Source organism: Pseudodesulfovibrio sp. S3 (assembly GCF_004025585.1).
GTDB lineage: Bacteria > Desulfobacterota > Desulfovibrionia > Desulfovibrionales > Desulfovibrionaceae > Pseudodesulfovibrio.
In genome coordinates this window covers 13,925-38,111 of record NZ_QTZO01000007.1, presented here as the reverse complement: position 1 = coordinate 38,111, position 24,187 = coordinate 13,925, and the positions used below count along the sequence as shown (strand labels likewise).

The 24,187-nt window shown below is 58.6% G+C and carries 26 protein-coding genes; 10 read left to right on the top strand and 16 right to left on the bottom strand.

What is annotated here, in order from left to right; translation table 11 throughout:
- The first annotated feature begins 18 nt into the window (after nucleotides 1-18).
- The 7 genes from murC (at nucleotide 19) to DWB63_RS09640 (ending at nucleotide 8,279) form a co-directional block, all read left to right on the top strand.
- A complete protein-coding gene (murC, locus tag DWB63_RS09670; protein WP_128328748.1) occupies nucleotides 19-1,419 on the top strand; it encodes a UDP-N-acetylmuramate--L-alanine ligase in 1,401 nt (466 codons plus the stop codon).
- 8 nt (nucleotides 1,420-1,427) lie between these two features.
- Nucleotides 1,428-2,309, top strand: a complete 882-nt coding sequence (murB, locus tag DWB63_RS09665) for a UDP-N-acetylmuramate dehydrogenase (protein ID WP_128328631.1) — start codon at nucleotides 1,428-1,430, stop codon at nucleotides 2,307-2,309.
- Entirely contained in the window at nucleotides 2,306-3,199 is an 894-nt protein-coding gene (locus DWB63_RS09660) for an FtsQ-type POTRA domain-containing protein (protein WP_128328630.1), read from the top strand. The genes murB and DWB63_RS09660 overlap by 4 nt, the downstream gene beginning before the upstream one ends.
- 42 nt (nucleotides 3,200-3,241) lie before the next feature.
- Nucleotides 3,242-4,480 carry a cell division protein FtsA gene (ftsA, locus tag DWB63_RS09655; protein WP_128328629.1) on the top strand — a complete coding sequence of 413 codons (1,239 nt, stop codon included), beginning with the start codon at nucleotides 3,242-3,244 and terminating at the stop codon, nucleotides 4,478-4,480.
- A gap of 67 nt (nucleotides 4,481-4,547) precedes the next feature.
- Nucleotides 4,548-5,804, top strand: coding sequence for a cell division protein FtsZ (gene ftsZ, locus DWB63_RS09650; RefSeq protein ID WP_128328628.1), 1,257 nt, complete (start codon nucleotides 4,548-4,550; stop codon nucleotides 5,802-5,804).
- A gap of 61 nt (nucleotides 5,805-5,865) precedes the next feature.
- Nucleotides 5,866-7,506 (top strand): radical SAM protein, encoded by a 1,641-nt coding sequence (locus tag DWB63_RS09645; RefSeq protein WP_241648769.1) that lies wholly within the window; start codon nucleotides 5,866-5,868, stop codon nucleotides 7,504-7,506.
- A 20-nt stretch (nucleotides 7,507-7,526) separates the two neighbouring features.
- The gene (locus tag DWB63_RS09640; RefSeq protein WP_128328626.1) at nucleotides 7,527-8,279 is read left to right on the top strand and encodes a transporter substrate-binding domain-containing protein; all 753 of its coding nucleotides are present in this window, start codon (nucleotides 7,527-7,529) and stop codon (nucleotides 8,277-8,279) included.
- Nucleotides 8,280-8,373: 94 nt separating this feature from the next.
- On the opposite strand, the gene glyA is transcribed toward DWB63_RS09640, so the two are convergent.
- From glyA to DWB63_RS09600, 8 genes are all read right to left on the bottom strand, one after another.
- A complete protein-coding gene (glyA, locus tag DWB63_RS09635; RefSeq protein WP_128328625.1) occupies nucleotides 8,374-9,612 on the bottom strand; it encodes a serine hydroxymethyltransferase in 1,239 nt (412 codons plus the stop codon).
- A 189-nt stretch (nucleotides 9,613-9,801) separates the two neighbouring features.
- Complete coding sequence (fabF, locus tag DWB63_RS09630) at nucleotides 9,802-11,040, bottom strand: beta-ketoacyl-ACP synthase II (RefSeq protein ID WP_128328624.1); 1,239 nt, start codon at nucleotides 11,038-11,040, stop codon at nucleotides 9,802-9,804.
- Nucleotides 11,041-11,143: 103 nt separating this feature from the next.
- Nucleotides 11,144-11,377: an acyl carrier protein gene (locus DWB63_RS09625; RefSeq protein ID WP_128328623.1), complete on the bottom strand. Its 234-nt coding sequence runs from the start codon at nucleotides 11,375-11,377 to the stop codon at nucleotides 11,144-11,146.
- 36 nt (nucleotides 11,378-11,413) lie between these two features.
- The gene (gene fabG, locus DWB63_RS09620) at nucleotides 11,414-12,157 is read right to left on the bottom strand and encodes a 3-oxoacyl-[acyl-carrier-protein] reductase (protein WP_128328622.1); all 744 of its coding nucleotides are present in this window, start codon (nucleotides 12,155-12,157) and stop codon (nucleotides 11,414-11,416) included.
- 138 nt (nucleotides 12,158-12,295) lie between these two features.
- Nucleotides 12,296-13,282 (bottom strand): beta-ketoacyl-ACP synthase III, encoded by a 987-nt coding sequence (locus DWB63_RS09615; protein ID WP_128328621.1) that lies wholly within the window; start codon nucleotides 13,280-13,282, stop codon nucleotides 12,296-12,298.
- A gap of 77 nt (nucleotides 13,283-13,359) precedes the next feature.
- Nucleotides 13,360-14,409: a phosphate acyltransferase PlsX gene (gene plsX / locus DWB63_RS09610; protein ID WP_128328620.1), complete on the bottom strand. Its 1,050-nt coding sequence runs from the start codon at nucleotides 14,407-14,409 to the stop codon at nucleotides 13,360-13,362.
- A complete protein-coding gene (rpmF, locus tag DWB63_RS09605) occupies nucleotides 14,402-14,581 on the bottom strand; it encodes a 50S ribosomal protein L32 (RefSeq protein WP_128328619.1) in 180 nt (59 codons plus the stop codon). The genes plsX and rpmF overlap by 8 nt, the downstream gene beginning before the upstream one ends.
- Nucleotides 14,582-14,653: 72 nt before the next feature.
- Nucleotides 14,654-15,172, bottom strand: coding sequence for a DUF177 domain-containing protein (locus DWB63_RS09600; protein WP_128328618.1), 519 nt, complete (start codon nucleotides 15,170-15,172; stop codon nucleotides 14,654-14,656).
- 210 nt (nucleotides 15,173-15,382) lie between these two features.
- On the opposite strand from DWB63_RS09600, the gene rpmB reads away from it, so the two are divergent.
- Nucleotides 15,383-15,598, top strand: a complete 216-nt coding sequence (gene rpmB / locus DWB63_RS09595) for a 50S ribosomal protein L28 (RefSeq protein WP_128328617.1) — start codon at nucleotides 15,383-15,385, stop codon at nucleotides 15,596-15,598.
- A gap of 376 nt (nucleotides 15,599-15,974) precedes the next feature.
- Nucleotides 15,975-16,256 (top strand): SHOCT domain-containing protein, encoded by a 282-nt coding sequence (locus tag DWB63_RS09590; RefSeq protein ID WP_128328616.1) that lies wholly within the window; start codon nucleotides 15,975-15,977, stop codon nucleotides 16,254-16,256.
- 101 nt (nucleotides 16,257-16,357) lie between these two features.
- Here DWB63_RS09590 and DWB63_RS09585 read toward each other — a convergent pair whose 3' ends face one another.
- The 8 genes from DWB63_RS09585 to DWB63_RS09555 all read right to left on the bottom strand — a co-directional run bounded on the left by DWB63_RS09585 (nucleotide 16,358) and on the right by DWB63_RS09555 (nucleotide 22,803).
- Nucleotides 16,358-16,720: a hypothetical protein gene (locus DWB63_RS09585; RefSeq protein ID WP_128328615.1), complete on the bottom strand. Its 363-nt coding sequence runs from the start codon at nucleotides 16,718-16,720 to the stop codon at nucleotides 16,358-16,360.
- Between the two features lie 99 nt (nucleotides 16,721-16,819).
- Nucleotides 16,820-17,392 carry a TetR/AcrR family transcriptional regulator gene (locus DWB63_RS09580; RefSeq protein WP_128328614.1) on the bottom strand — a complete coding sequence of 191 codons (573 nt, stop codon included), beginning with the start codon at nucleotides 17,390-17,392 and terminating at the stop codon, nucleotides 16,820-16,822.
- Between the two features lie 147 nt (nucleotides 17,393-17,539).
- Nucleotides 17,540-18,937: a glutamate--tRNA ligase gene (gene gltX / locus DWB63_RS09575; protein ID WP_128328613.1), complete on the bottom strand. Its 1,398-nt coding sequence runs from the start codon at nucleotides 18,935-18,937 to the stop codon at nucleotides 17,540-17,542.
- A gap of 215 nt (nucleotides 18,938-19,152) precedes the next feature.
- Nucleotides 19,153-19,374: a NifU family protein gene (locus DWB63_RS09570; protein WP_128328612.1), complete on the bottom strand. Its 222-nt coding sequence runs from the start codon at nucleotides 19,372-19,374 to the stop codon at nucleotides 19,153-19,155.
- Nucleotides 19,375-19,498: 124 nt separating this feature from the next.
- Nucleotides 19,499-20,563 (bottom strand): HDOD domain-containing protein, encoded by a 1,065-nt coding sequence (locus DWB63_RS09565; protein WP_128328611.1) that lies wholly within the window; start codon nucleotides 20,561-20,563, stop codon nucleotides 19,499-19,501.
- Between the two features lie 104 nt (nucleotides 20,564-20,667).
- A complete protein-coding gene (locus DWB63_RS09560; RefSeq protein WP_128328610.1) occupies nucleotides 20,668-21,924 on the bottom strand; it encodes an OprD family outer membrane porin in 1,257 nt (418 codons plus the stop codon).
- Nucleotides 21,925-21,955: 31 nt separating this feature from the next.
- Nucleotides 21,956-22,117 carry a hypothetical protein gene (locus tag DWB63_RS17285; protein ID WP_164879836.1) on the bottom strand — a complete coding sequence of 54 codons (162 nt, stop codon included), beginning with the start codon at nucleotides 22,115-22,117 and terminating at the stop codon, nucleotides 21,956-21,958.
- A gap of 59 nt (nucleotides 22,118-22,176) precedes the next feature.
- Complete coding sequence (locus DWB63_RS09555) at nucleotides 22,177-22,803, bottom strand: MBL fold metallo-hydrolase (RefSeq protein ID WP_128328609.1); 627 nt, start codon at nucleotides 22,801-22,803, stop codon at nucleotides 22,177-22,179.
- 66 nt (nucleotides 22,804-22,869) lie between these two features.
- On the opposite strand from DWB63_RS09555, the gene DWB63_RS09550 reads away from it, so the two are divergent.
- Nucleotides 22,870-24,045 carry an SGNH/GDSL hydrolase family protein gene (locus DWB63_RS09550; protein WP_128328608.1) on the top strand — a complete coding sequence of 392 codons (1,176 nt, stop codon included), beginning with the start codon at nucleotides 22,870-22,872 and terminating at the stop codon, nucleotides 24,043-24,045.
- Nucleotides 24,046-24,187 lie beyond the last annotated feature (142 nt).

Genomic DNA, 24,187 nt, shown 5'->3' with positions numbered 1-24,187 from the left:
GGCGAGGCCTGCCCGGCCATGCGGGCACGGGTGAACAACATCCATATGGTCGGCATCGGCGGCTCGGGCATGAACGGCATTGCCGAGGTGCTCATCAACATGGGCTTCAACGTCACCGGGTCGGACCTGTCCGCATCGGCAGCAGTCCGACGGCTGGAAAAGCTCGGAGCCAACGTCTTCATCGGCCACGGCGCGGACAACGTCGGCAATGCGGACGTGCTCATCAAGTCCACGGCCATCCCGGACAAGAACCCGGAGCTGGTGGAAGCGCGCGAACGCGGCATCCCCATCATTCCCCGCGCCGAGATGCTGGCCGAACTCATGCGGTTGCGCACGGGCATCGCCGTGGCCGGAACCCACGGCAAGACGACCACCACCTCCCTGCTGGCCACGGTCTTCACCGAAGCGGGCCTGGACCCCACCGTCATCATCGGCGGCAAGCTCAACACCTACGGGGCCAATGCGCGGCTGGGCGAAGGCGACTATCTCATTGCCGAGGCCGACGAGTCCGACGGCTCCTTCCTGCGTCTGGCCCCCATCATCACCGTGGTCACCAACGTGGACCTGGACCACATGGATTTCTACGACAACCAGGACGCCATAGACCTTTCCTTCATCCGGTTCATGAACTCCACGCCCTTCTACGGCATGAACGTGGTCTGCGGCGACGACGACGGCGTACAGCGACTCCTCCCGTTGATCAAGCGGCCCTACCTGACCTATGGACTGGGCAAGCACAACAAACTTCGCGGCGAGATCGTCAGCTCCCACCTGCGCTCCCTGTTCAAGGTCCATTACGAGGGCGAGGAATGGGGCGAAGTGACCGTGGCCCAGCCCGGCACGCACAACGTGCTCAACGCCCTGGCCTGCATCGGCGTGGCCCTGGAGGCGGGACTGGAAAAGAAGGACATCATCGGCGGGCTGGCCAACTTCGGCGGCGTGGGTCGGCGATTCGAACGCAAGGGCGAACGGCACGGCGTTATCGTGGTCGACGACTACGGTCACCATCCTGCGGAAATCGTCGCCAACCTCAAGACTGCCAAGGAATGTTTCCCGGACCGGCGGCTGGTGGTGGCTTTCCAGCCCCATCGTTTCTCCCGGACCCAGGCCCTGTTCGGCGATTTCTGCAAAGCCTTCACCGAAGCGGACCTGCTCCTGCTCACGGAGATATATCCCGCGTCGGAATCACCGATACCGGGTGTTTCAGGCCTTTCCCTGGCACAGGGGATCAAACAGGTCTCGGATACAAAGGTGCAGTTCTTCCCGGATTTCGAAGCCATGGAAAAACGGCTCAAGGATATTTTGAAACCGGGCGACCTGTTCATGACACAGGGGGCCGGTTCCATCTGGCACGTGGGCGAACACTGGCTCGACCAACCGGAGGAGCCGGAAACCGACAACAGCGAAAACGGAGAATAGGAGAAGTCATGCCCCTTGAACTGATCGTCAACCCCTCGCTCGCGGAGCGTACCACCCTGCGCCTGGGCGGCACTGCCGCCGTGGAGGTGGTCGTGCGCGACAGACGGGACCTCGACGATCTTTCCGAGTTCCTCCTCAAGGAGTCCCTGCGCCCCTTTGTCATCGGCGAAGGAAGCAATCTGCTCGCGAACGACGGCCACCTCGACCTGGCCTTGATCCGTGTGGAACCTCAGTCGGGTCCCGAGCGCGTGGAAAAGAGGGATGGTAAACTCATCACCCGCTGCGGCGCAGGCCAGCGTCTTCCCGGCCTGCTCGGATGGGCTCAGATGGCCGGATTGAGCGGCCTGGAAGGGCTGACCGGCATCCCCGGCTCCGTGGGCGGAGCCGTGGCCATGAACGCCGGTTCCTACGGCACCGAATTCGGCGACCTGATTTCCCGCATCCGCGTATGGACACCCGGACAGGGACTGGTCTGGCTGGAACGGTCCGAGTGCTCTTTTGGCTACCGCCACTTCTCCATCCCCCAGTCCACGGGAAAATGCCTGGTCTGGCAGGTGGAATTGGCTCTGGGTGAATCCGACCCCAAGCTCGTCCGCTCCGCCATGCAGGACGTCTACGAGAAAAAGAAGGCCACCCAGCCGGTGACGGCCAGAAGTGCGGGCTGCGTATTCAAAAACCCCGAGAACACCAGTGCGGGAATGCTGCTCGACAAAGCCGGGATGAAAGGCGTGCGCCTTGGCGGTATGGCTTTCTCCAGTATCCATGCAAACTTCCTGGTCAACTGGAACAACGGCATCAGCGCCGACGCTCTGGAATTGATCGAGATGGGGCAGACACGGGTCAAAGAACAATTCGGCATAAACCTCGAAATGGAGGTCATCATATTATGAGCACCCTGACCATGGGTAAACAAAGTCGTCTGAATCTCGGCGGCAAGCGCACCGCACGCGGTAACTCGCACAAACGCAAGGCCCCTGCCAGGACCCTGCAAAGCCGGAGTGTCTCCGTCGGCAAGCTGGTCAATGTCGGCCAGTTCTTCATGCGACTCGTCATGACCATGCTGGTCCTGTCACTGATCTCCGTGCTCGGCGTGGGGCTGCTCTTCGGCTACCGCTACATCACGACACATCCGTATTTCGAGCTCAAGGAGATCAACGTCACCGGAACCGACCGGCTGACCAACGGTGACATCCTGAACTGCGCTGACGTGGCGCTCGGACTGAACTGCCTGAGCATGAACGTGGGCGAGGTGGAGAACCGCCTCTCCGCCAATCCCTGGATCGAATCCGTGATCGTGCGCAGGGAAATCCCCGACCGACTGCACATCGACGTGAAGGAGAAAGTCCCGGCCTTCTGGATTCGCCAGGGGGACGGCCTGTACTTCGCCGATGCCCACGGCAAGGTGATCGCGCCCATGCACCCCGGCGAAATGGCTTCACTGCCTGTCCTGAGTGTGGCCGAGAGCCTGGACGACGGCCCCGAGGTCCTGAACGGCATCCTCCGAAAGATGGCCGACCACCAGACGCCCTTCACCCAGGCCCAGACCGCCTGGATCAAGCTGACCAGCGCCCACGAGCTGGAAATCTACCTGGACAGCCACGCAGGCGGCCAGGGTTTGACCGTCAAGCTCTCCATGGACCGATGGGAAGTCCAGCTCGAGCGGCTCAAGGTGGTCTGGAGAGACCTTCTGCGCAGAAACGAATTCAAGGATGCCGCCATCATCGCGGCCAGCGGCGACAAGATATGGATACAAAAGCGTCCGGCTCCGGCAAAGAGCTGATCGCCAAAAGATATTACTACAGGGAACAACAGAGGAGTAATCATGGCTAAAAACGATCTCATAGTGGGCCTCGACGTAGGAACCACCAAAATATGCACCGTGGTGGGCGAGGCCTCCGAGACCGGAGTCGACATCATCGGTATTGGTACGGCCCCCAGCACCGGGCTTCGGCGCGGGGTGGTCGTCAACATCGAAAAAACCGTCCAGTGCATCAAGAAATCACTGGAGGACGCCGAGTTAATGGCGGGCTGTGACATCCGCACCGTGTACGCGGGCATCGCGGGCAGTCACATCCAGGGCTTCAACTCCCATGGCGTGATCGCGGTCAAGGGCGGCGAAGTCACCCAGCGCGATGTGGACCGGGTCATCGAAGCAGCCAAGGCCATCGCCATCCCCATGGATCGCGAAGTGCTGCATACACTGCCACAGGAATTCATAGTGGACGACCAACGCGGCATAGCCGACCCCCTGGGCATGGCCGGAGTGCGCCTGGAGGTGAAGGTCCATATCGTTACCGGCGCGGTAACCTCGGCCCAGAACATCATCCGCTCCTGCAACCGTTCCGGCCTCGACGTGTCCAACATCGTCCTGGAATCGCTGGCCTCCAGCAAGGCCGTGCTCTCGGCCGAGGAACGCGAGATCGGCGTGGCCCTGGTGGACATCGGCGGCGGCACCACGGATATCGCGGTCTTTTCCAAGGACTCCATCAAGCACACCAGCGTGTTGGCGCTCGGCGGTCACAACCTGACCAACGACATCGCCTACGGGCTGCGCACCCCCATGATGTCCGCGGAAAAGATCAAGATGGACTATGGCTGCGCCATGGCTGATCTGGTCACGAACGAGGAAATCATCGAAGTGCCCAGCGTGGGCGGCCGCGAATCCCGCAAGATGAGCAAACGCGTGCTGGCCGAAATCTGCGAACCGCGTTGCGAGGAAATCCTCGCCCTGGTGGACCAGGAGCTGATCAAATCCGGCTTCAAGAACCTGATCGCCGCTGGCGTGGTCCTGACCGGCGGCACAGTGCTGATCGACGGCATGCAGGAACTGGCCGAACAGATATTCGACCTGCCCGTGCGCATCGGTATTCCGTCCGAAGGCATCGGCGGCCTGGCCGCTGAAGTGAAAAGCCCTCAATACGCAACCGCAGTAGGCCTGCTGCTCCACGGAGCAGATGAGGAAGGCCTGCACAACAGGGTCCGGCCCTTCAAGATCCGAGACGACTCAGGCTTTGACCGCATCGTTTCGCGCATGAAGAAATGGTTTACGGACATCGCCTAAAATTGGGAATGATTTTATGAAGATACAGGGAAACTTCAAACAGGGAATATTCTGAGGAGGAAGACACATGGAATATTTTGAAATCGAACACGAAAGCAACGCCAAGATCAAGGTCGTGGGTTGCGGCGGTGGCGGCGGAAACGCAGTCAACAACATGATCCTATCCGCACTCAAGGGCGTGAAGTTCATCGTTGCCAACACGGATTGCCAGGACATCCACAAATCTCTGGCGGAACACAAAATCCAGATCGGCGAAAAACTGACCAAGGGCCTGGGCGCCGGCGCCAACCCGGAAATCGGCCGCTCGGCCGCCCTTGAATCCGTGGACCAGATCCGCGAGGCCCTGGACGGCGCAGACATGGTCTTCATCACCGCAGGCATGGGCGGCGGAACCGGCACCGGCTCCGCACCCGTGGTGGCCCAGGTGGCCAAGGAACTCGGTGCGCTTACCGTGGGTGTGGTCACCAAGCCCTTCTACTTCGAGGGCAAACGCCGCCTGGAACAGGCCGACGAGGGCACACGGGCCCTGGCCGATGTCGTTGATTCGATCATCACCATCCCCAACGACCGCCTGCTGCAACTGGCCGCCAAGAAAGCGTCCTTCTCCGACATGCTCAAAAAGGCCGACGAAGTACTCTACTACGCGGTCAAGGGCATTGCCGACCTGATCACCGTACACGGCCTGATCAACCTGGACTTTGCCGACGTCAAGGCGGCCATGTCCAACTCCGGCATGGCGCTGATGGGAACCGGCATCGCCTCCGGCGAATCCCGCGCCAAGGAAGCGGCCATGAAAGCCATCACCAGCCCGCTGCTCGAAGACGTCTCCATCGAAGGCGCCAAGGGCGTGCTCATCAACATCACCTGCGGCCCGGACATGCTCATTGACGAGGTCTCCGAAGCCGCCGATATCATCTACAAGGAAGCCCACGAAGACGCCGAGATCTTCTTCGGCACGGTCTTCGATCCTGACGCGGGCGACGAGATGCGCATCACGGTCATCGCCACCGGCATCGAAACCGCCATGGAAGAACCGGAACCGGTCATAAGCAAGGCGGAACAGCAGAAACTCCTGCTGCTCGGCAAGCCTCGCGGCATGGCACAGACCGTGGCCCAGCCCAGACGTTCCGGGCACCAGAAAGTCATCAATACCGACCGCAACATTCCAGCCTACCTGCGTAAGGCAGGGGGGGAACTGGACACCACGGAACTGCCGTCACGGCAGATGAGCCAGCGCGCCGTGGCCGGTCCCGGCGAGGAGGAATTCATCTTCGAGGAAGACAACCTGGATGTCCCGGCCTTCATTCGCAAGAATGTCGACTAGGATGATTATGTCGCGTGTTTGAGGGGGTGCCGTCATAGGATCACGTACCCTGTATCATGGCGTGTCGGAGCCTGTAGCTCCCGACCTCGGAGGACGGCTGCCTGTTGCGCTGACCGTTCCCGGAGGCGACAAGGCCGCCATATCCGCTCTCGGATGGCAAGCCGTATTTCGGACGCTGACCGAGGAACCCGGCCTGGCCGTAGAACGTGTCTTCCCGGACAAGCTGGGACTGACCGACGGAGCCGAACCAAGAACACGCGAATCAAACAGCCCACTATCCTCATTCCCTGTAATAGCCTGGAGCATTACGTTCGAGGAGGACTTCCTCAGCCTTCCTCGAACGCTCCGGGCGGCGGGCGTTCCGCCTCTTGCGGCGGAACGCCCTTCTCTCCCGCTGGTCATTGCGGGAGGCCCGATCGCGTTTCTCAACCCGGCCCCCATAGCCCCATTTGTGGACTGCTTCTGGGTGGGCGAGGCCGAAGACCGCTTCATCAATTTCTTCGACAGCCTGAAACGACTGGTCTTTGACGGCCGGGACAAGGAAGTCATTCTTGATACGGTGAAGGATATGCCGGGCGTATATGTGCCGGGCAGATCCAAAACCCCGGTCAAACGCATTTCCACGGGCGAAACAGGTCCCCTGCTCGACCCGGCATTCTCCTGCTTCATTTCCGGGCACGCCGCCTTCCGCGACACCATGTTGCTTGAAGTGAACCGGGGATGTCCCTACGGCTGCCGCTTCTGCGCCGCAGGATACATATACCGCCCTCCCCGCCTGGCCGAAATAGACGAGCTCAAACGAATCGTGGAACTGACCGACCCGCACAAAGTCGGACTGGTGGGCACGGCCCTGACGGATTGGCCCGACCTGCTCGCGTTCCTGAAGTGGCTGAACGGGAAAAAGAAAAAATTTTCGCTCTCCTCCATGCGCGCCGACGGCATCACCGAGGAATTGCTGATGTACCTGCGCGAATGCGGCATCCGCACCATAACCCTGGCCCTGGAAGGGGCTTCGGAGCGGCTCCGGCGCATGATGAGCAAGAAGCTCGACCCCAAGGACTTCCTGAACGCAGTCCGGCTCTGCGCACGCTACGGCGTAAACCACCTCAAGCTCTATATGATAATCGGCTGGCCCGGTGAAACCGACGAAGATTACGAGGAGTTCGCCCTTTTTCTCGAAGAGATCGTGCGCATCCGAAGCGAGGAACCGGGCGGCAGGAAAAAGCAGTTCATGCGCATCACCATCGGGATCAGCTCCCTGGTGCCCAAGCCCTTCACCCCGTTTCAATGGTCCCCCATGATGGGCGAAAAGGCGCTGGAAGCCCGCATGAAGCAACTCGTCAAGATGGCCAAGCCTTTCAAGGGCGTCACCTTGCAGCACGACAACCCGTTCCAGGCCCGCCTCCAGGGTCTGCTCGCAAGGGGCGGCGAGGATCTGGCCGAATTCATCCTCCTGGCCGCAGACCAGGGGGGCTGGAAAAAAGCGCTCAAACTCTGGAATGGCAACCCTGCCGACATCCTGGACCGGGAACGCGGCCATGACGAAGCCTTTCCATGGGAAGTCGTGGACATCGGTGTAAAGCGCGAATTTCTCTGGAAGGAATGGGAAAAGGCCAAGGAAGCCAAAGTTTCACCCGGCTGCCCATCCATTGACTGCAAAACATGCCGGATGTGCGGCATGGAAACCATGCTGGATAAATAGTAGGGCAACGGGAGACAATCATGCGCCAGCGGATAGCGATATGGAGTTGCGTTCTTGTCATCCTCCTTGCATCCGTATCTTTTGCAGCCGGACCGATCGTCATCTTCGGCAATGATTGCAAACCGCCCAAGGCCTGGATTGATGGACATACGCCCAAAGGCATCCTCGTCGACATTCTGCGCGAAATCGAAAAACGAACCGACCTTGTCTTCGACATCCAGCTCATGCCCTGGAAGCGATCCTACATGCAGGCCCTTGAATGCAAGGGGGGTATCATCGGACTCTCGATGAACACGGAACGGCTGGATATCTTCGATTATTCCAGCGTACTCTGCTACGACGAATTGCGACTAGTGGTTCTCAAGGGCAGGGAATTCCAGTACAATACCATGGAAGACGTCAAGGGAAAAACCCTGGGCTACACCCGAGGCGCCTCCTACGGCGACGAATTCGACCTGGCCAAAAAGACCATATTCATCGCCAGCGAAGACGTCGATCCGGTATGCCGCCTCCGCATGGTGCTGGCAGGGCGCATCGACGCCGCCCTCATAGGACCGGGTGAGGCTTCCGTCAGATATATCATTGAAAATAACGACATCCTCAAACGCCAAAAGGATAAGCTCGTCATCCTGCCCACCCCATTCACAAGCGATCCCAACTACATAGGCTTCCACAAGGACATGTGTGCAGGCGATGACCTGAAAAAGATCAATCATGCCCTCAGGAGCATGTGGGCGGACGGCGCCATTCAGGCTATCATAGACAGCTACTGACGGCGTCTCCCAATTCCCGTGCCTCAGCCTCGAAAAGGAGAAAACCCCGATCCAGACGGACCGGGGTTTTCTGTATGAGTCGTATGGTCAGGGCCTACCAGGCGAAGAGCGGAAATTCGCGGGCAAATTCCTCTACTTCGTCGGCGATCTCCTGAAGGACCTTGTCGTCGTTCATGTTGTCGAGAGCCGCTACAATGGCCTCGGAAACCACGATCATGTCTTCCTCGATCATGCCACGGGTGGTCAGGGCAGGGGTGCCCAGGCGCACGCCGGAGGTCTGGAACGGGGATTTGGTCTCGAACGGGATGGTGTTCTTGTTGACGGTGATGCCAGCCTTGTCCAAGGCGATCTGGGCATCCTTGCCTGTGTAGTCCTTGCCGGACAGGTCGAGCAACATCATGTGGTTGTCCGTTCCCCCGGAAACCAGGGAGTAGCCCGACTCGGTCAGGGAGGTTGCGAGCTGCTTGGCGTTGCGGACCACCTGCTGCTGATACTCGATGAAGCCGGGGGACAGGGCCTCGCCAAAGGCCACTGCCTTGGCGGCAATGACGTGCATCAGCGGACCGCCCTGAATGCCGGGGAAGATGTTGGAGTTGAGTTCCTGCTCCAGATCTTCACTGCTCAGGATCATGCCGCCGCGGGGACCGCGCAGGGTCTTGTGGGTCGTGGTGGTGGTGTAGTGGGCGTGTTCGATGCAGGACGGATGTTCGCCGGCAGCGATCAATCCGGCGATGTGGGCCATGTCCACCATCAACTTGGCGCCCACCTCGTCGGCAATGGCCCGGAACCGGGCAAAGTCGATGATGCGCGGATAGGCGGAGGCACCGGCGATGATCATGGCAGGCTTGTGCTCTTTGGCCAAGGCCTCGACCTGATCGTAATCAATGGTCTGGGTCTCCTTGGAGACGCCGTAATGCACCATGTTGAAGAGCTTGCCCGAAAAGTTGACCGGAGATCCGTGGGTCAGATGGCCGCCGTGGGACAGGTCCATGCCGAGGACGGTGTCGCCGGGCTGGCAGGCCGCGAAATACACGGCCATGTTGGCCTGGGAGCCGGAATGCGGCTGAACGTTGGCGTAGGTGGCCCCGAACAGTTCCTTGGCGCGTTCGCGAGCCAGGTCTTCGACCTCGTCCACGAATTCGCAACCGCCATACCAACGTTTGCCGGGATAGCCCTCAGCGTACTTATGGGTCATGACCGAGCCCTGCGCCTGGCGCACGGCAACGGAAACGAAATTTTCGCTGGCAATGAGTTCCAGCTTGGAGACCTGACGGTCGACCTCATCGGCAATGGCGGCGGCAACCGCCGGATCCTGGATAAACAGTTCTTCCATGGTTTGATCCTCTGGTTGAATGTGGATACGAATGGCTTCCCATCCCGAACATGCGTTCGACCGGTCATGGCGATCCGTCCTGAAGGCCAACTTTTTCATCGGTCCAGGGCAGACGCTGCAGTCGCCACAGGCGGGATGGAGATCCGTCCTTATATCAAAAAAGGGAGGCCGTTCAGCCTCCCTTGTCGGCTATCCAGTGAACCTTTTGAACAGAACGCAGGCGTTGGTGCCGCCGAAGCCGAACGAGTTCGACAGGGCGTATTCGACCTGCTTCTCACGCGGACCGTCGGCGCACACGTCGAGATCACATTCAGGGTCCGGGGTATCCCGGTTGATGGTGCCGGGAATGACACCTTCGGCAAGGGTCTTGACGGCAAAGACCGCTTCCACCCCGCCGGCTGCGCCGAGCAGGTGCCCGATCTGGGACTTGTTGGCGCAGATATTGATATTATAGGCATGGTCGCCAAAGACCTTCTTGATGGCCCGCGTCTCGCACAGGTCATTGAGATAGGTGGAGGTGCCGTGAGCATTGATGTGGTCGATCACGGTCGGATCGATCTTGGCCTCACGGATGGCGGCGGCCATGGCATACGCCATGCCGGAACCGTCCTCGGGCGGCGCAGTCATGTGGTAGGCGTCACCGGATGCGCCATACCCGACCACCTCGGCCAGGATGTTGGCGCCGCGCGCCTTGGCGTGCTCCAGGGATTCCAGAAGCAACAGGCCGCAACCCTCACCCATGATGAAACCGGTCCGGTCCTTGTCGAACGGACGGGAGGCAAGCTCGGGCTCGTCGTTTCGCACGGACAATGCCTTCATGGCATTGAAACCGGCCACGGCCAGCGGAGTGATGGTGGATTCGGCCCCACCGCAAATCATGGCATTGACGCGGCCCATGGCGATGTCCGTATAGGCCGTTCCCACGCCATGGGTGCCGGAAGCGCATGCCGTGGTGGTGCAAATGTTTGGGCCCATGGCCCCGGTGGCGATGGACACCTGACCGGCGGCCATGTTGGCGATGAGCACGGGAATGAAGAAAGGCGAAATCTTGCTCGGGCCCCGCTTCAGGAGTTTTTCATGGCAGTCCTCAATGGTCTCAAGGCCGCCCAGCCCCACACCGATGATGGTGCCGACCCGATCCCGTTCGGATTCGGGAATGGTCCAACCGGCTGTTTCAAAGAGCATCTTGGAAGCGACCACCGCATACTGGGTGAACATTTCCATGCGGCGCGCTTCTTTCTTGCCGATGTATACGTCGGGGTCAAAGCCCTTGACCTCGCCCGCAATTTTAGTGGCAAAGTCCGTGGTGTCGAACTTGGTAATCTTGCCGATGCCGGACTTACCGGCCAGGAGGTTCTGCCAGCTGGACTCGGCGTCATTGCCCAAAGGCGTGACGGCGGCAACACTGGTAACAACTACCCTGTTCATAATACCTGCCCGTAGTGTCTACGTTGATGTAATGAAAGGAGCGCCTTACACCGCTATGGGTGCGTAAGACGCTCACAATATATACTTTTCTTAGAAAAGCGAACTAGACTGCCTTCTCGATGTGCGAGATGGCATCACTGACCTTGAGGATCTTCTGAGCCTGTTCATCATCGATTTCCAGGTCGAATTCCTCTTCCATGGCCATGATCAGTTCGGTCAGGTCCAGGGAATCTGCACCCAGATCTTCAACAAAGGCTGCGCTTTCAACGACTTCGTCTTCGGACACACCCAACTGCTCAACAATGATCGCTTTCACTTTTGCTGCTACGTCGGACATACTTTTCCTCCACTACCAGTGAGTTTTTTTGCTTAATTACATGTACATGCCGCCATTGACTCCCAGCACCTGGCCGGTGATGTACCCGGCTCCGGGTCCAGCCAGGAAAGAGACGGCGGCTGCGATATCCTCGGACTGCCCGAGGGATTTTAACGGAATTTGTGCCAACATGGCCTCGACTACCTTTTCCGGCAGTGCGGCAGTCATGTCGGTCTCGATAAAACCGGGTGCCACGGCATTGACCGTGATCCCGCGCCCGGCCAGTTCACGGGCTGCGGACTTGGTCAGGCCTATAAGCCCTGCCTTGGCCGCGCAATAATTGGTCTGACCGGCATTGCCCATCTGGCCCACAATGGACGTGATGTTGATGACCCGGCCCTGACGCTGCTTGCCCATGATCTTGGACGCTTCCTTGAGAAAAGCAAAACAGCCGGTAAGGTTGATATGGATGACCTTGTCCCAATCCTCGTCCTTCATGCGCATCATCAGCCCGTCGCGGGTGATGCCGGCATTGTTGACGAGCACATCGAGGGACACCTTTCCTTTGATCTCGTCATTGAAGAAGGCAGCAACAGCGTCACGGTCACCCGAGTCGAGCTTGAAAGCCCTTGCCTTACCACCGGCTGCTTCAATATCCGCAACCACTTCTTCCGCAGATTCCGGACGACTCACATAGGTCAGATACACCTCGAAGCCATCGGCGGCCAGTCTTTGGGCAACAGTACGTCCGATGCCTCGGGAACCACCCGTTACCAACGCGACTTTGGAAAGATCGCTCATCTAATAACCTCGTGCTAGTGTCTTTGGTCTGGACCCAATATACCAAATGGTCCCGAACTGCAAATTGATGCTCAAATTGTCACCTGAATGTGTATCCCCATTTAACAGCAAAAAGCAAACAAACGGCTGTTTGAAAACCTAGAACTGCACGAGAGCGGCTCCCCAGGTGAAACCGCCGCCAAAAGTGGGAATAAGTACCAGATCGCCCGGCTTGATAAAGCCGGTCTGCACGGCTTCGGCCAGGGCCACGGGCACAGCGGCCGCAGAGGTATTGCCGTATTTGTGGACGTTGACGAACACCCGCTCTTCGGGGATGTTGAACCTGCGTCCCACGGCGTCGATGATGCGATAATTGGCCTGATGCGGAAGGAGCACGTCCACGTCGGACTTCTGCAGCCCGTTGCGCTCAAGAACGGCCTCGCACATATCGGTCATGTTCCGCACGGCGTGCTTGAAGACCTCGCGGCCCTGAAATTCGACGAAAAATTCGGGTCCGACCGCTTCTCCCAGTTTGTAGGAATAGGCCGAGCCGCCGCCATTGACGGTGAGCAGATCCCCCAGGGACCCGTCGGCGGCCAACATGACGTCCAGTACGCGCGGAGTATCGGCGGCTTCGCCCGCAGTCATGACCACGGCGCCGGAGGCATCGCCGAACAGGACGCAGGTGGCCCTGTCCTCCCAGTTGGTCCGGCGGGAGACGATCTCACTGGCAACCACCAAGACCTTGCTGTCAGGCTCCAGGCAGAGGTAGCCGCGGCCGGTCTGCAAAGCATAGAGGAAGCCGGAACAGGCTGCCTGTACGTCGAGACACATCTGCCCCTTGATGCCGAACTTCTCCTGCAACCGGCAGGCAGAGGACGGAATCATGGAATCCGGCGTAAAGGTGGCGCAAATGATGTGGGTCAACTCGGCAGGGTCCATGCCCGCCTCGGCCAAGGCCTGCTTGGAGGACTCAAGTGCCATATCCGACGTGGCCTGATCCTCGGCGGCAATATGCCGCTCCTTGATGCCGGTGCGGGTCGTTATCCACTCGTCGGTGGTATCGACGATTTTTTCGAGATCAGCGTTGGTCAGCACCTTTTCAGGAGCATACATGCCAAAGCCGCGAAGGGTGAAGTTCATCATGGAAAGAGTGTGTATGCCAATGGGCAGATGCGGTCAAGTTGGGAAAAGTTTTTCACGAACCGCTTTTTCGGACGTGCTTACGCCGCGTCCCGATCGGGCTTTCCGGCCAAACCCTTGTGGGCGGCCAGACCTTCGGCCAGATGTTCGTGAGCATTGTTGCGAACACTGGTCGCGGCCATGCGAATGCAATTGACGATGGCCAGTTCATTGGACTTGCCATGGGCCACGATGACGATGTCATGCAAGCCCAGCAGGGGCGCTCCGCCGTATTCGGCGTAGTCCACGATCTTCTTGAATCGCTTGAAGGCGCCAAGTGAAAGCAGCGTGCCCAGCTTGGAAAGCCAACTGGACTTCAGCTCGTCCCTGAGGATGTGGCTCAAGGAACGCGCCAAACCCTCGGAAAGTTTCAGGGCCACGTTACCCACGAACCCGTCACAGACCACGACATCCACCTCTCCGGTGAAGATATCGCGCCCCTCGACGTTGCCGATGAACCGCATCTGAGACTTCTTGAACAGGTCAAAGGCCTCACGTACCGCAGCGTTGCCTTTGCCCTCTTCCTCGCCGATGGACAAGATGCCCACGGAAGGATCCTTTATGCCAAGGACATACCGGGCGAACACGTCGGCCATGAGACCAAACTGCAAGAGATGCTGGGGCTTGGAGTCCACGTTGGCACCCACGTCGATGAGCACCATCGGGTTCTTCTCCGTGGGCAGAATGCCGGCCAGGGCCGGACGCTGCACACCGGGAATACGACCCAGGATGAACATACCGCAAGCCACGGTAGCTCCGGAGTTGCCTGCCGAAACCACGCCATGGGCATCGCCCTGTTTGACCAGGCGGCAAGCCACCTGGATGGACGAATCCTTCTTGCGCCGAAGTGCGTCTGCGGGCTTGTCGTCCATCTCGACGACCTGGGAGGCATGGACAATGGAAATGTCCAGCCCCTGGGTGTCGAGACCGTCAAGCACGCCATTGATAGCGGACTCATCGCCGACAAGCGTGACAGCAATGCCTTCACGCGCGGCCAGAACCGCAGCAGGCACGACTATGCGGGGGCCGAAATCGCCCCCCATGGCATCCACGGCAATGCGTGGAACCAGGACGGATTCAGCGCTAGGCATCGTCGCCGCTGACTACCTGACGACCCTTGTAGGATCCACAGACGGCGCAGACGCGATGGGGAAGATTCGGCTCACCGCACTCGCAGTAAACAACGTTTGGAGCGACGATACCGTCGTGGGAGCGGCGCATGCCCTTACGGGACCGGGAAGTTCTTTTTTTAGGGACAGCCATGATGTATACCTCTTAATATGATTTATTCTCGTCGACCTGCCCTGGGTCATGAAGACGTCCGGGCAAGGGGCGTTACTTTATCTTCAAGTTGCGGAAAACCGCAAGCCTTTCGTCGCCCTCTTCCTGCTTGCATTCGCATTTGCCGGAATTGAGATCCACTCCGCATCCCGGGCAAATACCCTTGCAGTCTTCGGAGCACAAAGGCTTGAAGGGCAGAGCCAGGGCGAATTCCTCCCAGAGGATCGCGCCCATGTCCAGTTGCAACTGGCCGTTTTCCAAACGAACGCGAGGTTCGCCGTCATACTCGCCATCAGGAAGCATCTCAAAGGCATCGAACTCGACATCGATATCCAGCTCGAACGTTCCGGTGCAGCGGTCGCAAGCCATGTTCACGGAGCCGTTGAGCTTGCCGCGAACGAGAGCGCCGTTGTCCGACTGGGGCATGACGGTGTACTCGGCCACCAGGTCCCTGCCCGGACGAATGCCCAGCTTGAACTCACGCCACCCTTCACGCCAGAAGGCCTGATCGTCAAAAGTAAAGCTTCTGCCCTCGGCGGCAATATCGCTGATCGGTAACCAAAGTTCAAACATAGTATTCTCCGCCTTGAGTGCCGACCATATGGCCGGGCAACCGGTGCTTCCTATATGGTAACAAATTATCCTGTCAAGAAAAAAAACCCTTGCCATTTGCTGGAAGGCTCGGTAAGGATTCTCTCCCGCTGCCTGGAGAAGCTACCAACCTTCAGCGGCAAGTTACGATTATAAACAAACTATTTCATCAGCATACATTAGGAGGTCGCAATGTCCCAGGTTTGCGATATTTGCGGAAAGGGTCCCCAGAGCGGCAACAATGTCAGCCACTCCCACATCAAGACCAAGCGTCGTTTCATGCCTAACCTGCAGAAGGTCCGCCACCAGCTTGAGTCCGGCCAGGTCGTCACTATCAAGGCTTGCACGCGCTGCATCCGCAGCGGCGCCATAATCAAGCCCGTGGTTTCCAAGAAGCCCGAAGCCTAAGCTGATACATTTTGCTTTTTTAGCATTGCTGCCGCCGATTGTTTCGGCGGCAGCTTTTTTGCGCCCTGTGTACCCTGCGCGGACACAGCATAGCGACAAATCAACCCCGCCGCCAGGAGGAAATCAACCCTCAGCGTCGTGAACCTCCTGCTGACAACCCGAACCTTCCACCATCCCCGTCAGCCTCCCCTCTTTGCTCGATAAAAATGTGATGCCGGCTGCAACCTCATGTGCAGAAGAGTGCCCGGCCAGAGTGCACATATTTGCATGGTTGCACATCCCCCTCTTTCCCTTAAGTTTACAACAGCCTGTATCTATTGATTATTTAAATTGGCACGCTCTATGCTACGAGTATGCAAACACGAGAGGAGAGAGCATGAATTTTCTTACCGCATTCAGTAATTGGTGTCCCGGAGCAGGGTTCTGGCAGGCTGGCGGCCATCCGGGCTGGTCGAGTTGGATGCCCTTTCATTTCGGCGGCATCTTTCAGCTCCTCATCATCGGATTGATCATATACTTCACGGTTCGCCTGCTCCGCAAACCCGCCACAGATACAGGGACAGGCACGCCTGAGGAAATCCTCAAACGCCGCTTTGCCGCCGGTGAAATCGATGAGCAGACCTATCGGGCCATGAAAGACGAGATCCACAAACGGTAGTGGACATATACACCTCCCCTTGAAAAAGCCCCCGTCGGAATGTCCGGCGGGAGCTTTGACAAAGACGGGAGCTGCGGGAAAACACAGCGTCCTCATCATTTCTAATCGGTCATCAGTTCCGGCTTGACGTATTCGGTGATGTCGCTGCCGAAATGCACATATATGTCCGACTCGCCCTGCACCGGAATCCAGTATCCGTCGAGAAACCGGCCCGACCGATTGTCCATGGCGGTCTTCCTGACCGCTGATCCGGTCTTGAGCGCCTTGTTGGCCTGGCATCCCGGACACACCTTGTCCCTCGGGTAGAGGGAATGGCACTGGATCCCGGCAGCAATGCCCAAGCCATCGGCACAGGCATTCACGGCCAACACCTCGCGGCTGGCGTGAATGAGCATCACGGGCGCAGGGTAAAGACCCCACATCTTTCCAAAGGCTTCCAAAACGGATTCACTAACTTGTTGCATGGCTATACCTCCATGGGCGGTTACAGGGTTTCGCCGGAGATACCGGCTCTCATATTAAATGAACATTCAATTAACATTGTTTGCAAAAAAAAACCGCAACTAGAGTCTGATGGCATCCCAGGCAAGCTGGAAAGCGGTCTCAATGGTGGCTTCTTCAATAGCTACGGAATGGCAGCTACCCGGATTGGCCAGGGTAAGGATCGGATAGTAGAAGAACAAGATGTGCATATGAAAATGGACATCCTTGAGAATCTTCTCGTCCACGCCCCGGCGGACCAAGCTGATGAGCGGTGCGAAAAAGGCCTGCAGGTCTTCAAGCCTGAGGTGCTTGACGTAGGGGGACTTTGCAAACTGCTCGGTGTAGAGGAAATCCCCCCGGTTCCGGGACACGTACTCAAAGGTCCTGCGCCAGATGTCGTACAGGGCCGCCCGCACCGGCAGACCTGTGTCCACCCCCCTGAAGACGCCGTCCGACATGCGGGACATGAGTGCCATATAGGTCGAGATGATCAGGTCGTCCTTGTTCTCGAAATAGGTGTACAGGGTAGCTGGCGAGACCTGGGCGGCTCCGGCGATCTTGGACACGGACGCTGCCACGAAACCCGTCTTGTTGACCACCGACACCGTGGCACGCAAAAGTGCTTCCCGCTTGCTGTCGTCTTTGATGCGCATAAGCTCTATGATAAATGATCATTCAGTTAAAGCAACTCTTTTTTTACGTGCAAGGCCGCCGGAAGAGTGGCATCCCTACCAGCCGAAACCCAAACAAAAAGGGCGACTCCTGCGAAGCCGCCCTTTCAGAAAATGATGTGCCGATGACTACAGCGCCACGGCCCGACGTATCCGCGCAAGGGTCTGTTCCTTGCCGAGCACCATCATGGTCTCGAACAGGCCGGGAGACTGGGTCTTGCCCATGATGGCCACGCGAATGGGCTGGGCAACGGCCTTGAACTTGATGTCCTTGTCCTCAAGGAACTGACGGTGCACCTCTTCCAGCGTCTCTTCACTGAACGTTTCAAGCGCCTCGATGCGGGCCGCGATCTCTTCGAGGAGCGGCCTGGTCTCCTCGGTCAGGAATTTCTTCACCGCAGCCTCGTCATAGGCCAGGAAAGAAGCGTCCGTGATGAACGGACGGGACTGTTCCAGCATGTCGAGGATGGACTTGGCGCGGGGCTGCAGGAGCGGTGCGATCCTGGCGAAATCGGCCCTGGAAACATTGGCCGCTTCTTCCTCGCCCACTTCCCGGGCCAGGAAATCGCAAAGCATCCCTGCCAGCCGGTCAGGGTCGCCCTTCTGCATGTACTGACCGTTGACCCACTCGAACTTGGTCAGGTCGAAGACCGACGGGGAATTGCCCAGGTTGTCCGTGGAAAAAAGTTTCACCATCTCGTCCATGGTGAACAATTCCTGGTCGCCGTGGGACCAGCCCAGCCGGGCCAGATAATTGGTCACGGCCTCCGGCAGGTAGCCCATCTTCTCGTATTCCATGACCGACAGCGCGCCGTGGCGTTTGGAAAGCTTCTTCTTGTCCGGGCCGAGGATCATGGGCACATGGCCGAACTCGGGCACGTCCCACCCCATGGCGCGGTAGATGAGGATCTGGCGCGGGGTGTTGTTGACGTGGTCGTCGCCGCGCAGGACATGGTTGACGCCCATGTCGTGGTCGTCCACCACCACGGCCAGGTTGTAGGTGGGCGAACCGTCCGTGCGCCGGAGGATCATGTCGTCCATCTCCGTGTTCTCCACGCTGATGAAGCCCTTGACCATATCCTTGTATCCGGTGGCGCCCTCCTGAGGGGCCTTGAGCCTGACCACGCCCGAGGTCAGCCCCTTGTCGCGGCAGGTGCCGTCGTACTTGGGCTTGCGGCCTTCCTTCATGGCCTTCTCGCGCATGGCGTCCACGTCTTCCTTGGAACACCGGCAGTAATAGGCATGGCCGGACTCGATGAGCTGGTCAATGACCTCATTATGCCGGTCGGCGCGGGCGGACTGGTACACGATCTCGCCGTCATGCTCCAGACCGAGCCAGCGCATGGAATCGATGATGGCCTGTGTGGCCTCCGGGGTGGAACGTTCCAGGTCCGTATCCTCGATGCGCAGACGGAATTCGCCGCCAGCAGCCCGGGCCAGCAGCCAGGAAAACAGTGCGGTGCGCGCACCGCCGATATGCAGGTACCCGGTCGGGCTGGGAGCAAAACGGGAAACTATCTTGGTCATGATGGAATGCCTCCGGCGTCCAGGGAACCTTTTGAAAAAGGTTCCCTGGACCCTTCAAAACTTTTTGGCGCGCTTCGCGGGATCGTGCGAGCGCGAAAATTGTTGTTACAGCTATAAATCCCCACTCCCACCATCTTCACTTCTTAAAATGCGCAAGCGCACCCAAAAAGTTTCGGAGGTTGAGAGGGGATGGGGGGGCCGGAGGCCGTCCTCGACTAAACGGCTTCTACGCCCTTCACTTCGGGGATTTCCTTGAGAACAATCCGTTCAATGCCGTTTCGCAGGGTCATCTGGGACATGGGACACCCCTTGCAGGCACCGGTCAGCCTGACACGGACCACGCCGGAATCGGTGATTTCCACGAGTTCCACGTCACCGCCGTCAGCCTGAAGCATGGGCCGGACCTTGTCCAAAACAGTTTCCACTTTATCGCGCATGTGAGCAGCCTCCGTTTCTTGTATTCGGACGGAAGAAGTAAAGCCTGGGGGCGATGATGTCAAACAATACGCTCGTCAGACACGCCCGGACCGATCAAAAACATGCGGCAGTGTGTCGAGGTGATTATTCGATGAGAATACCGAAGGCCTCTTCCAGCTCTTCGTCCAGGTCCTCGACCATCTCACCCATGCGCTCCGGGGTAAATCCCATGGATTCCCATACACCCCTGTCGGGAGGTTGCACAAAATACTCGCCACTGGAACCGACCCCCAACCCGGTGGCAAGGGTTTCGGCGCAATGCACCAATAACGGCTCGGGCTCCTTCTGATTGGCCTTGGGCTGGTGGTGTTCCAGGACCGAGGCCACCAGCACAAAGGGGAAATTCCATTTCCTGAGCAGCATGCCGCCCAGGGTCGCATGGTCAAATCCAAGCAGGGCCTTTTCCTCCACAAAGAGAATCTCATCCTTGACACGGGCATGGACATGCACGGCCATGGCCCGCTCAGGCTCGGCCTGAAGCAGGATGAGCTGGCCGATATCGTGCAGCAATCCGGCCACGAAGGCGCGCTCGGGATCGCCCTTGCCAGTAACTCGGCACAACCGGCGAGCGATCAGGCCGCAACAAATTGAATGCTTCCAAAACTGCTCCATGTCGATGACATCGGCAGGCACGTCCTTGAACAGGCTCATGACCGACGTTCCCACGGCCAGGGTGGAGAGCTGGTTGACCCCGACCACGGTGACAGCCCGGGAAATGGTGTCGATCTGCATGGGCAGGCTGTAAAAGGCGGAGTTGACCATGCGCAGGAGAAAAGCGGTCAGACCGGGGTCCTGACTGATGATCTCGGCCAGATCGTCGGCCGATGTAGCCTTGCCTCCGATGGCCTGCTGCAATTCGAGGAAGACCTGGGGCAGTGCCGGGAGTTGGTGGTCCTGACGCAGGATATCCAACGGGTCCAACGGCTCCACCTTGGGAAGCGGGCTGTCGGAGGCTTCGGGCACATACCGTTCAGGATTCAGAGTCATGTCCAGAGCCACACGCTTGGCACCGAGCCGGGCAAGACACTTCAAAGATTCATCGGGACTCTTTATAAACTTGAACCGCTTGGACAGCAGCTTTTTTGCTGCCTCAAGGGTCTCAGGCGTGATATCAACACCTTTCTCCGGGGTGACATTTTCGACTGCCATGTATCAATCCTTGAGTTTTATGAAGCAAGCCAGTGTTTGACCATATAAAAAAAGAGACTGAACAAAAAGCTGTTTTTAATAAACAGGTGTTTAAAAGCAGCCTGCTACATCAGTTGGAAATTGTATTGCATACGAAGACGGACCTGAAAGCCGTCACGGCCGCCCAAATCCTCGTCCGCGTCCTGGTAGGACCAGCGATTGAGCAGGGAGAGTCCCTCCAGGTCGCCGCTGAACGCATAGTCCAGGTTCAGGTTGTATTCGTCACGGTCAAAGGAGGCGCTGCGACCGGAATCGGGCGTGTCGCCGAAGACGGCCTTGACATTGGCCGTGAACCCCGCCACCCCGAGGCGCGCGAAATCATAGCCCGCGCCGACCAGCAGAGCCTTTTCCCCTGCCCGGTTGAAGGCGTAGCTCATCATGTTGTTGAAAAAGGGATAGGTGCCCCAGGAATTGCGGATGCCAGCCGAATTGTCCACCACGGTTCCGCCCAGATCAAAGGTGAAACCGCTGAATTTGAGGGTTCCCGTGAGTCCCGCTTCAGCGGAATTGTATTCGCCGTTGCGCTCATCGCCCACGCTGCGCTGGTCCACTCCCTGGAACATGACCGAGTATTCCATCCCCTCGGCGCTGCCGAACGTGTATTTGAGCTGGGTGAAAAAGGTGTTGTCCAGATCCGGAGCGTAATAGTTCCAGAACCGGGTGGGCAGTTTCTCCAGGACCTGCCAGTCCGCACCGGCCATGACCACGCCGCCCTTGGTGCCGTTCATCCCGGCCAGTTCGGTCATGGACTTGAACAGTTCGGTATCCCGGGCCTTTTCCTTGTCCACCCAGTAGAGACTGAGTTCAAGGTTGTCAAAGTCGTTTGATTTCACTCCATAAGCCTCGAAGGTCTGCGGGAGCATGCGGCTGTCGTTGCCGTTGATGAACGGCGTCTCGATACGCTGCCGCCAGTAGCGCCCCTCGGTCTCGTCATAGCGAAGCTTGATATAGGCCTCGCCCAGGGCAAAAATGCTGTTGTTCCTGCCGGTGAGCAGGCCGGTTCCGCCTTCATCCCGCTGGTTGAAGGTATCCACGAACGGCACAGAGGCGTACCCGGCAATCCCGGCTCCGACATAATCGGCCAGCCACGGGGTCTCGTACTTGAGATAACCGCCCAGGGCCAGGGACTCCTTGACGTCGTCAAAGCCGTCTCCCGTGTTCTTGTTCCGCTGGGTGAAGTAGTACAGTCGGGTCTGGCCGGTCAGGGTGCCGTATTCCGACTGACCAGCCTCCTCTTCCGCCGCCAGGCACGGCAACGCACAAAGCAAAACCACAAGACCGGCGACAACAACACTGAAGCACATGGGCATATTCTTCATCATAACGAATCCTCAAAGTATGTTTCATTGATAATCAGCGCTCATCCCGGGACAGGGTGAAAGCACCGCTGCCGCCGCAGACATGGACGCCATCGTTCCAGCGCAGGGAAGAATCGGCCCCGAAGAATCCGGCAACGTGCGTGCCGGAAAGACGCCGTCGCGTCCTCCGCGATGAAACGCATGAACACCAACTCATACGACATGGAGGAACCCTACCTTAGCGAAGTGAAATAAGTAAATGCCTAACGGTACATTCTAAAAGAGAAAATGCGGATTGTTTTCCCGTTCGTGAACGACCGTGGTCATGGGACCATGACCGGAATAGATGCGGGTTGCGGCCGGGAGGGGAAAGATGCGGGATCGGATGGAGCCGAGCAGGTCGGCAGAGTTGCCGCGCGGCAGGTCGGTACGGCCCACGGCGATCATGAACAGCAGATCGCCCACGAAGACGCACCCGGCGGCCGGGAAAAAGTAGGAGAGACTGCCGGGCGTATGGCCGGGCGTGTCCAGGACGAGCATGGTCTGACCGAGGACGGTTCGCCTGCCGGGGGCTATCGGGGTATACGGAAAATCGATGTAACCGTTGAATTCCCGGACCCCGCCCGCCTCAAAGGAAAGCTCTTTGAGAAACTCATCCCCGTCGCTGGCAAAAACCGGGACCGGGTATCTCTCACGAAGCTCCTTGACCCCGCCGATATGATCCATGTGAAAATGAGTCAGATACACCCCCTGAAGGTCGAGCTTCAGCGCATCGATACGATCAAGGAGCCTGTCCGGCTCGATGCCCACATCCACCACCACGGCCTGCCCGTCCATACTGAGCAAGTAACAGTTGGTTTCCTGGGGACCGAGGATGAAGGTCTCAATGGTCAGTTTTCCCATGGCTTGCCTTGAAGGAGGGGTGTGGCATATGACATCAGTACCGATAACGATTTCACAAGGATAAGAATGCTGTACTTTTTGGGCAACTGTCAAATGGATTTCCTGAGCCGGGCCATGGCGGCCCTGGGATTTGATGTCGCCTATCGCGTCCTCGCCTCGCCGCTGACCTATGCAAGCCACCCCGGACAGGTGCCGCCGGGGCTGAACCGCCTGGTCCGCGACATGAAGCTGCAAGACTTCTTCCATGACCGGCTGCCCGAAAACCAGTATCAAATGATCACGCCCGAGGACGCGTCCCCGTCGCTCATCGTCATGAACCTGTTCCACGAGAACACCCCGCTCTTCGTCCACAACCGCGACCGGTATATCTTCTTCATGGACCCGGCGGCCTGGCAGGACAAGCCGGAACTGGAGGCGTGGCTCAATGCCGAATGCGGCATGATCCAACCCAACCCGACAACCTATCTGAAGCGGTACGGCCAATTCCTGGAACTGGTCAGGGACCGGTTCCCCGACGTGCCCATAGTCGTGGTTTCGCGCCTCTCCCACTTCCCCGCATTCGGTCCCAACCCATACTCTTATCTTGAGGACTGGAACAAACTGAGCCGGGAGGCTCCGGCCCATTACCGGGTCTGGCAGAGAGGGTTGGACAAGGTCCACGTGCTGGATATGGACCGCGTTTTCGGAGGCATCTGGGCCGAAACCGAACAGCGCATCGAAACGCACTGCCCGTTTCTCAAGATCACGCTGGAAGAGACGAACGAGGTCATTACCGGGTTGCATGCCAGCCGGGACATGGAACACATCGGTTCCATGTGGCCGAAATTGGCCGGGAAGATAGCGAAGTTCATGGAAACAGGCGAAATCGCCTATGCCGCCGACGAAACCGTACCCGAAGAATGGAACCGGCCATGGCAGCCGAGCCGGATGGATGAGGACGCCATGCTGCAAAAGCTCGCCTCGACCGGCAATTATCCCTGGGCCGAGGCCGTGGGCGCGTTCTTCATGGATCTGCAAACGGATTACACCCCGCTGCTGGCCGGGACCGGGCATCTCATGCCGGTCTGCCACAACACCCTGCACATGATCAAGAACTACGGGCGCATCACCAGGAACCCAATGCTGGCGAAATGGTGCGACGCGCACAGGAAGACCGCCGAGCAGTTCACGGACAACGGTCCCCTCTACCGGACGGACTACCTCCGGCGCATCGACGAGATCAAGGCCTCGGCCCTGGGCTGAGCTCGGCCATCTTCGGGTCAAAGGACCCCGTACGCCTGTATCCGTCTGCCGACTCGAACAATCGCCCCTGTCAGGGGCTGAAGTGTCTTTTGTGATTGCCTGTCCACAAAATAACAAAAAACCTATACACAACTCAACAGGC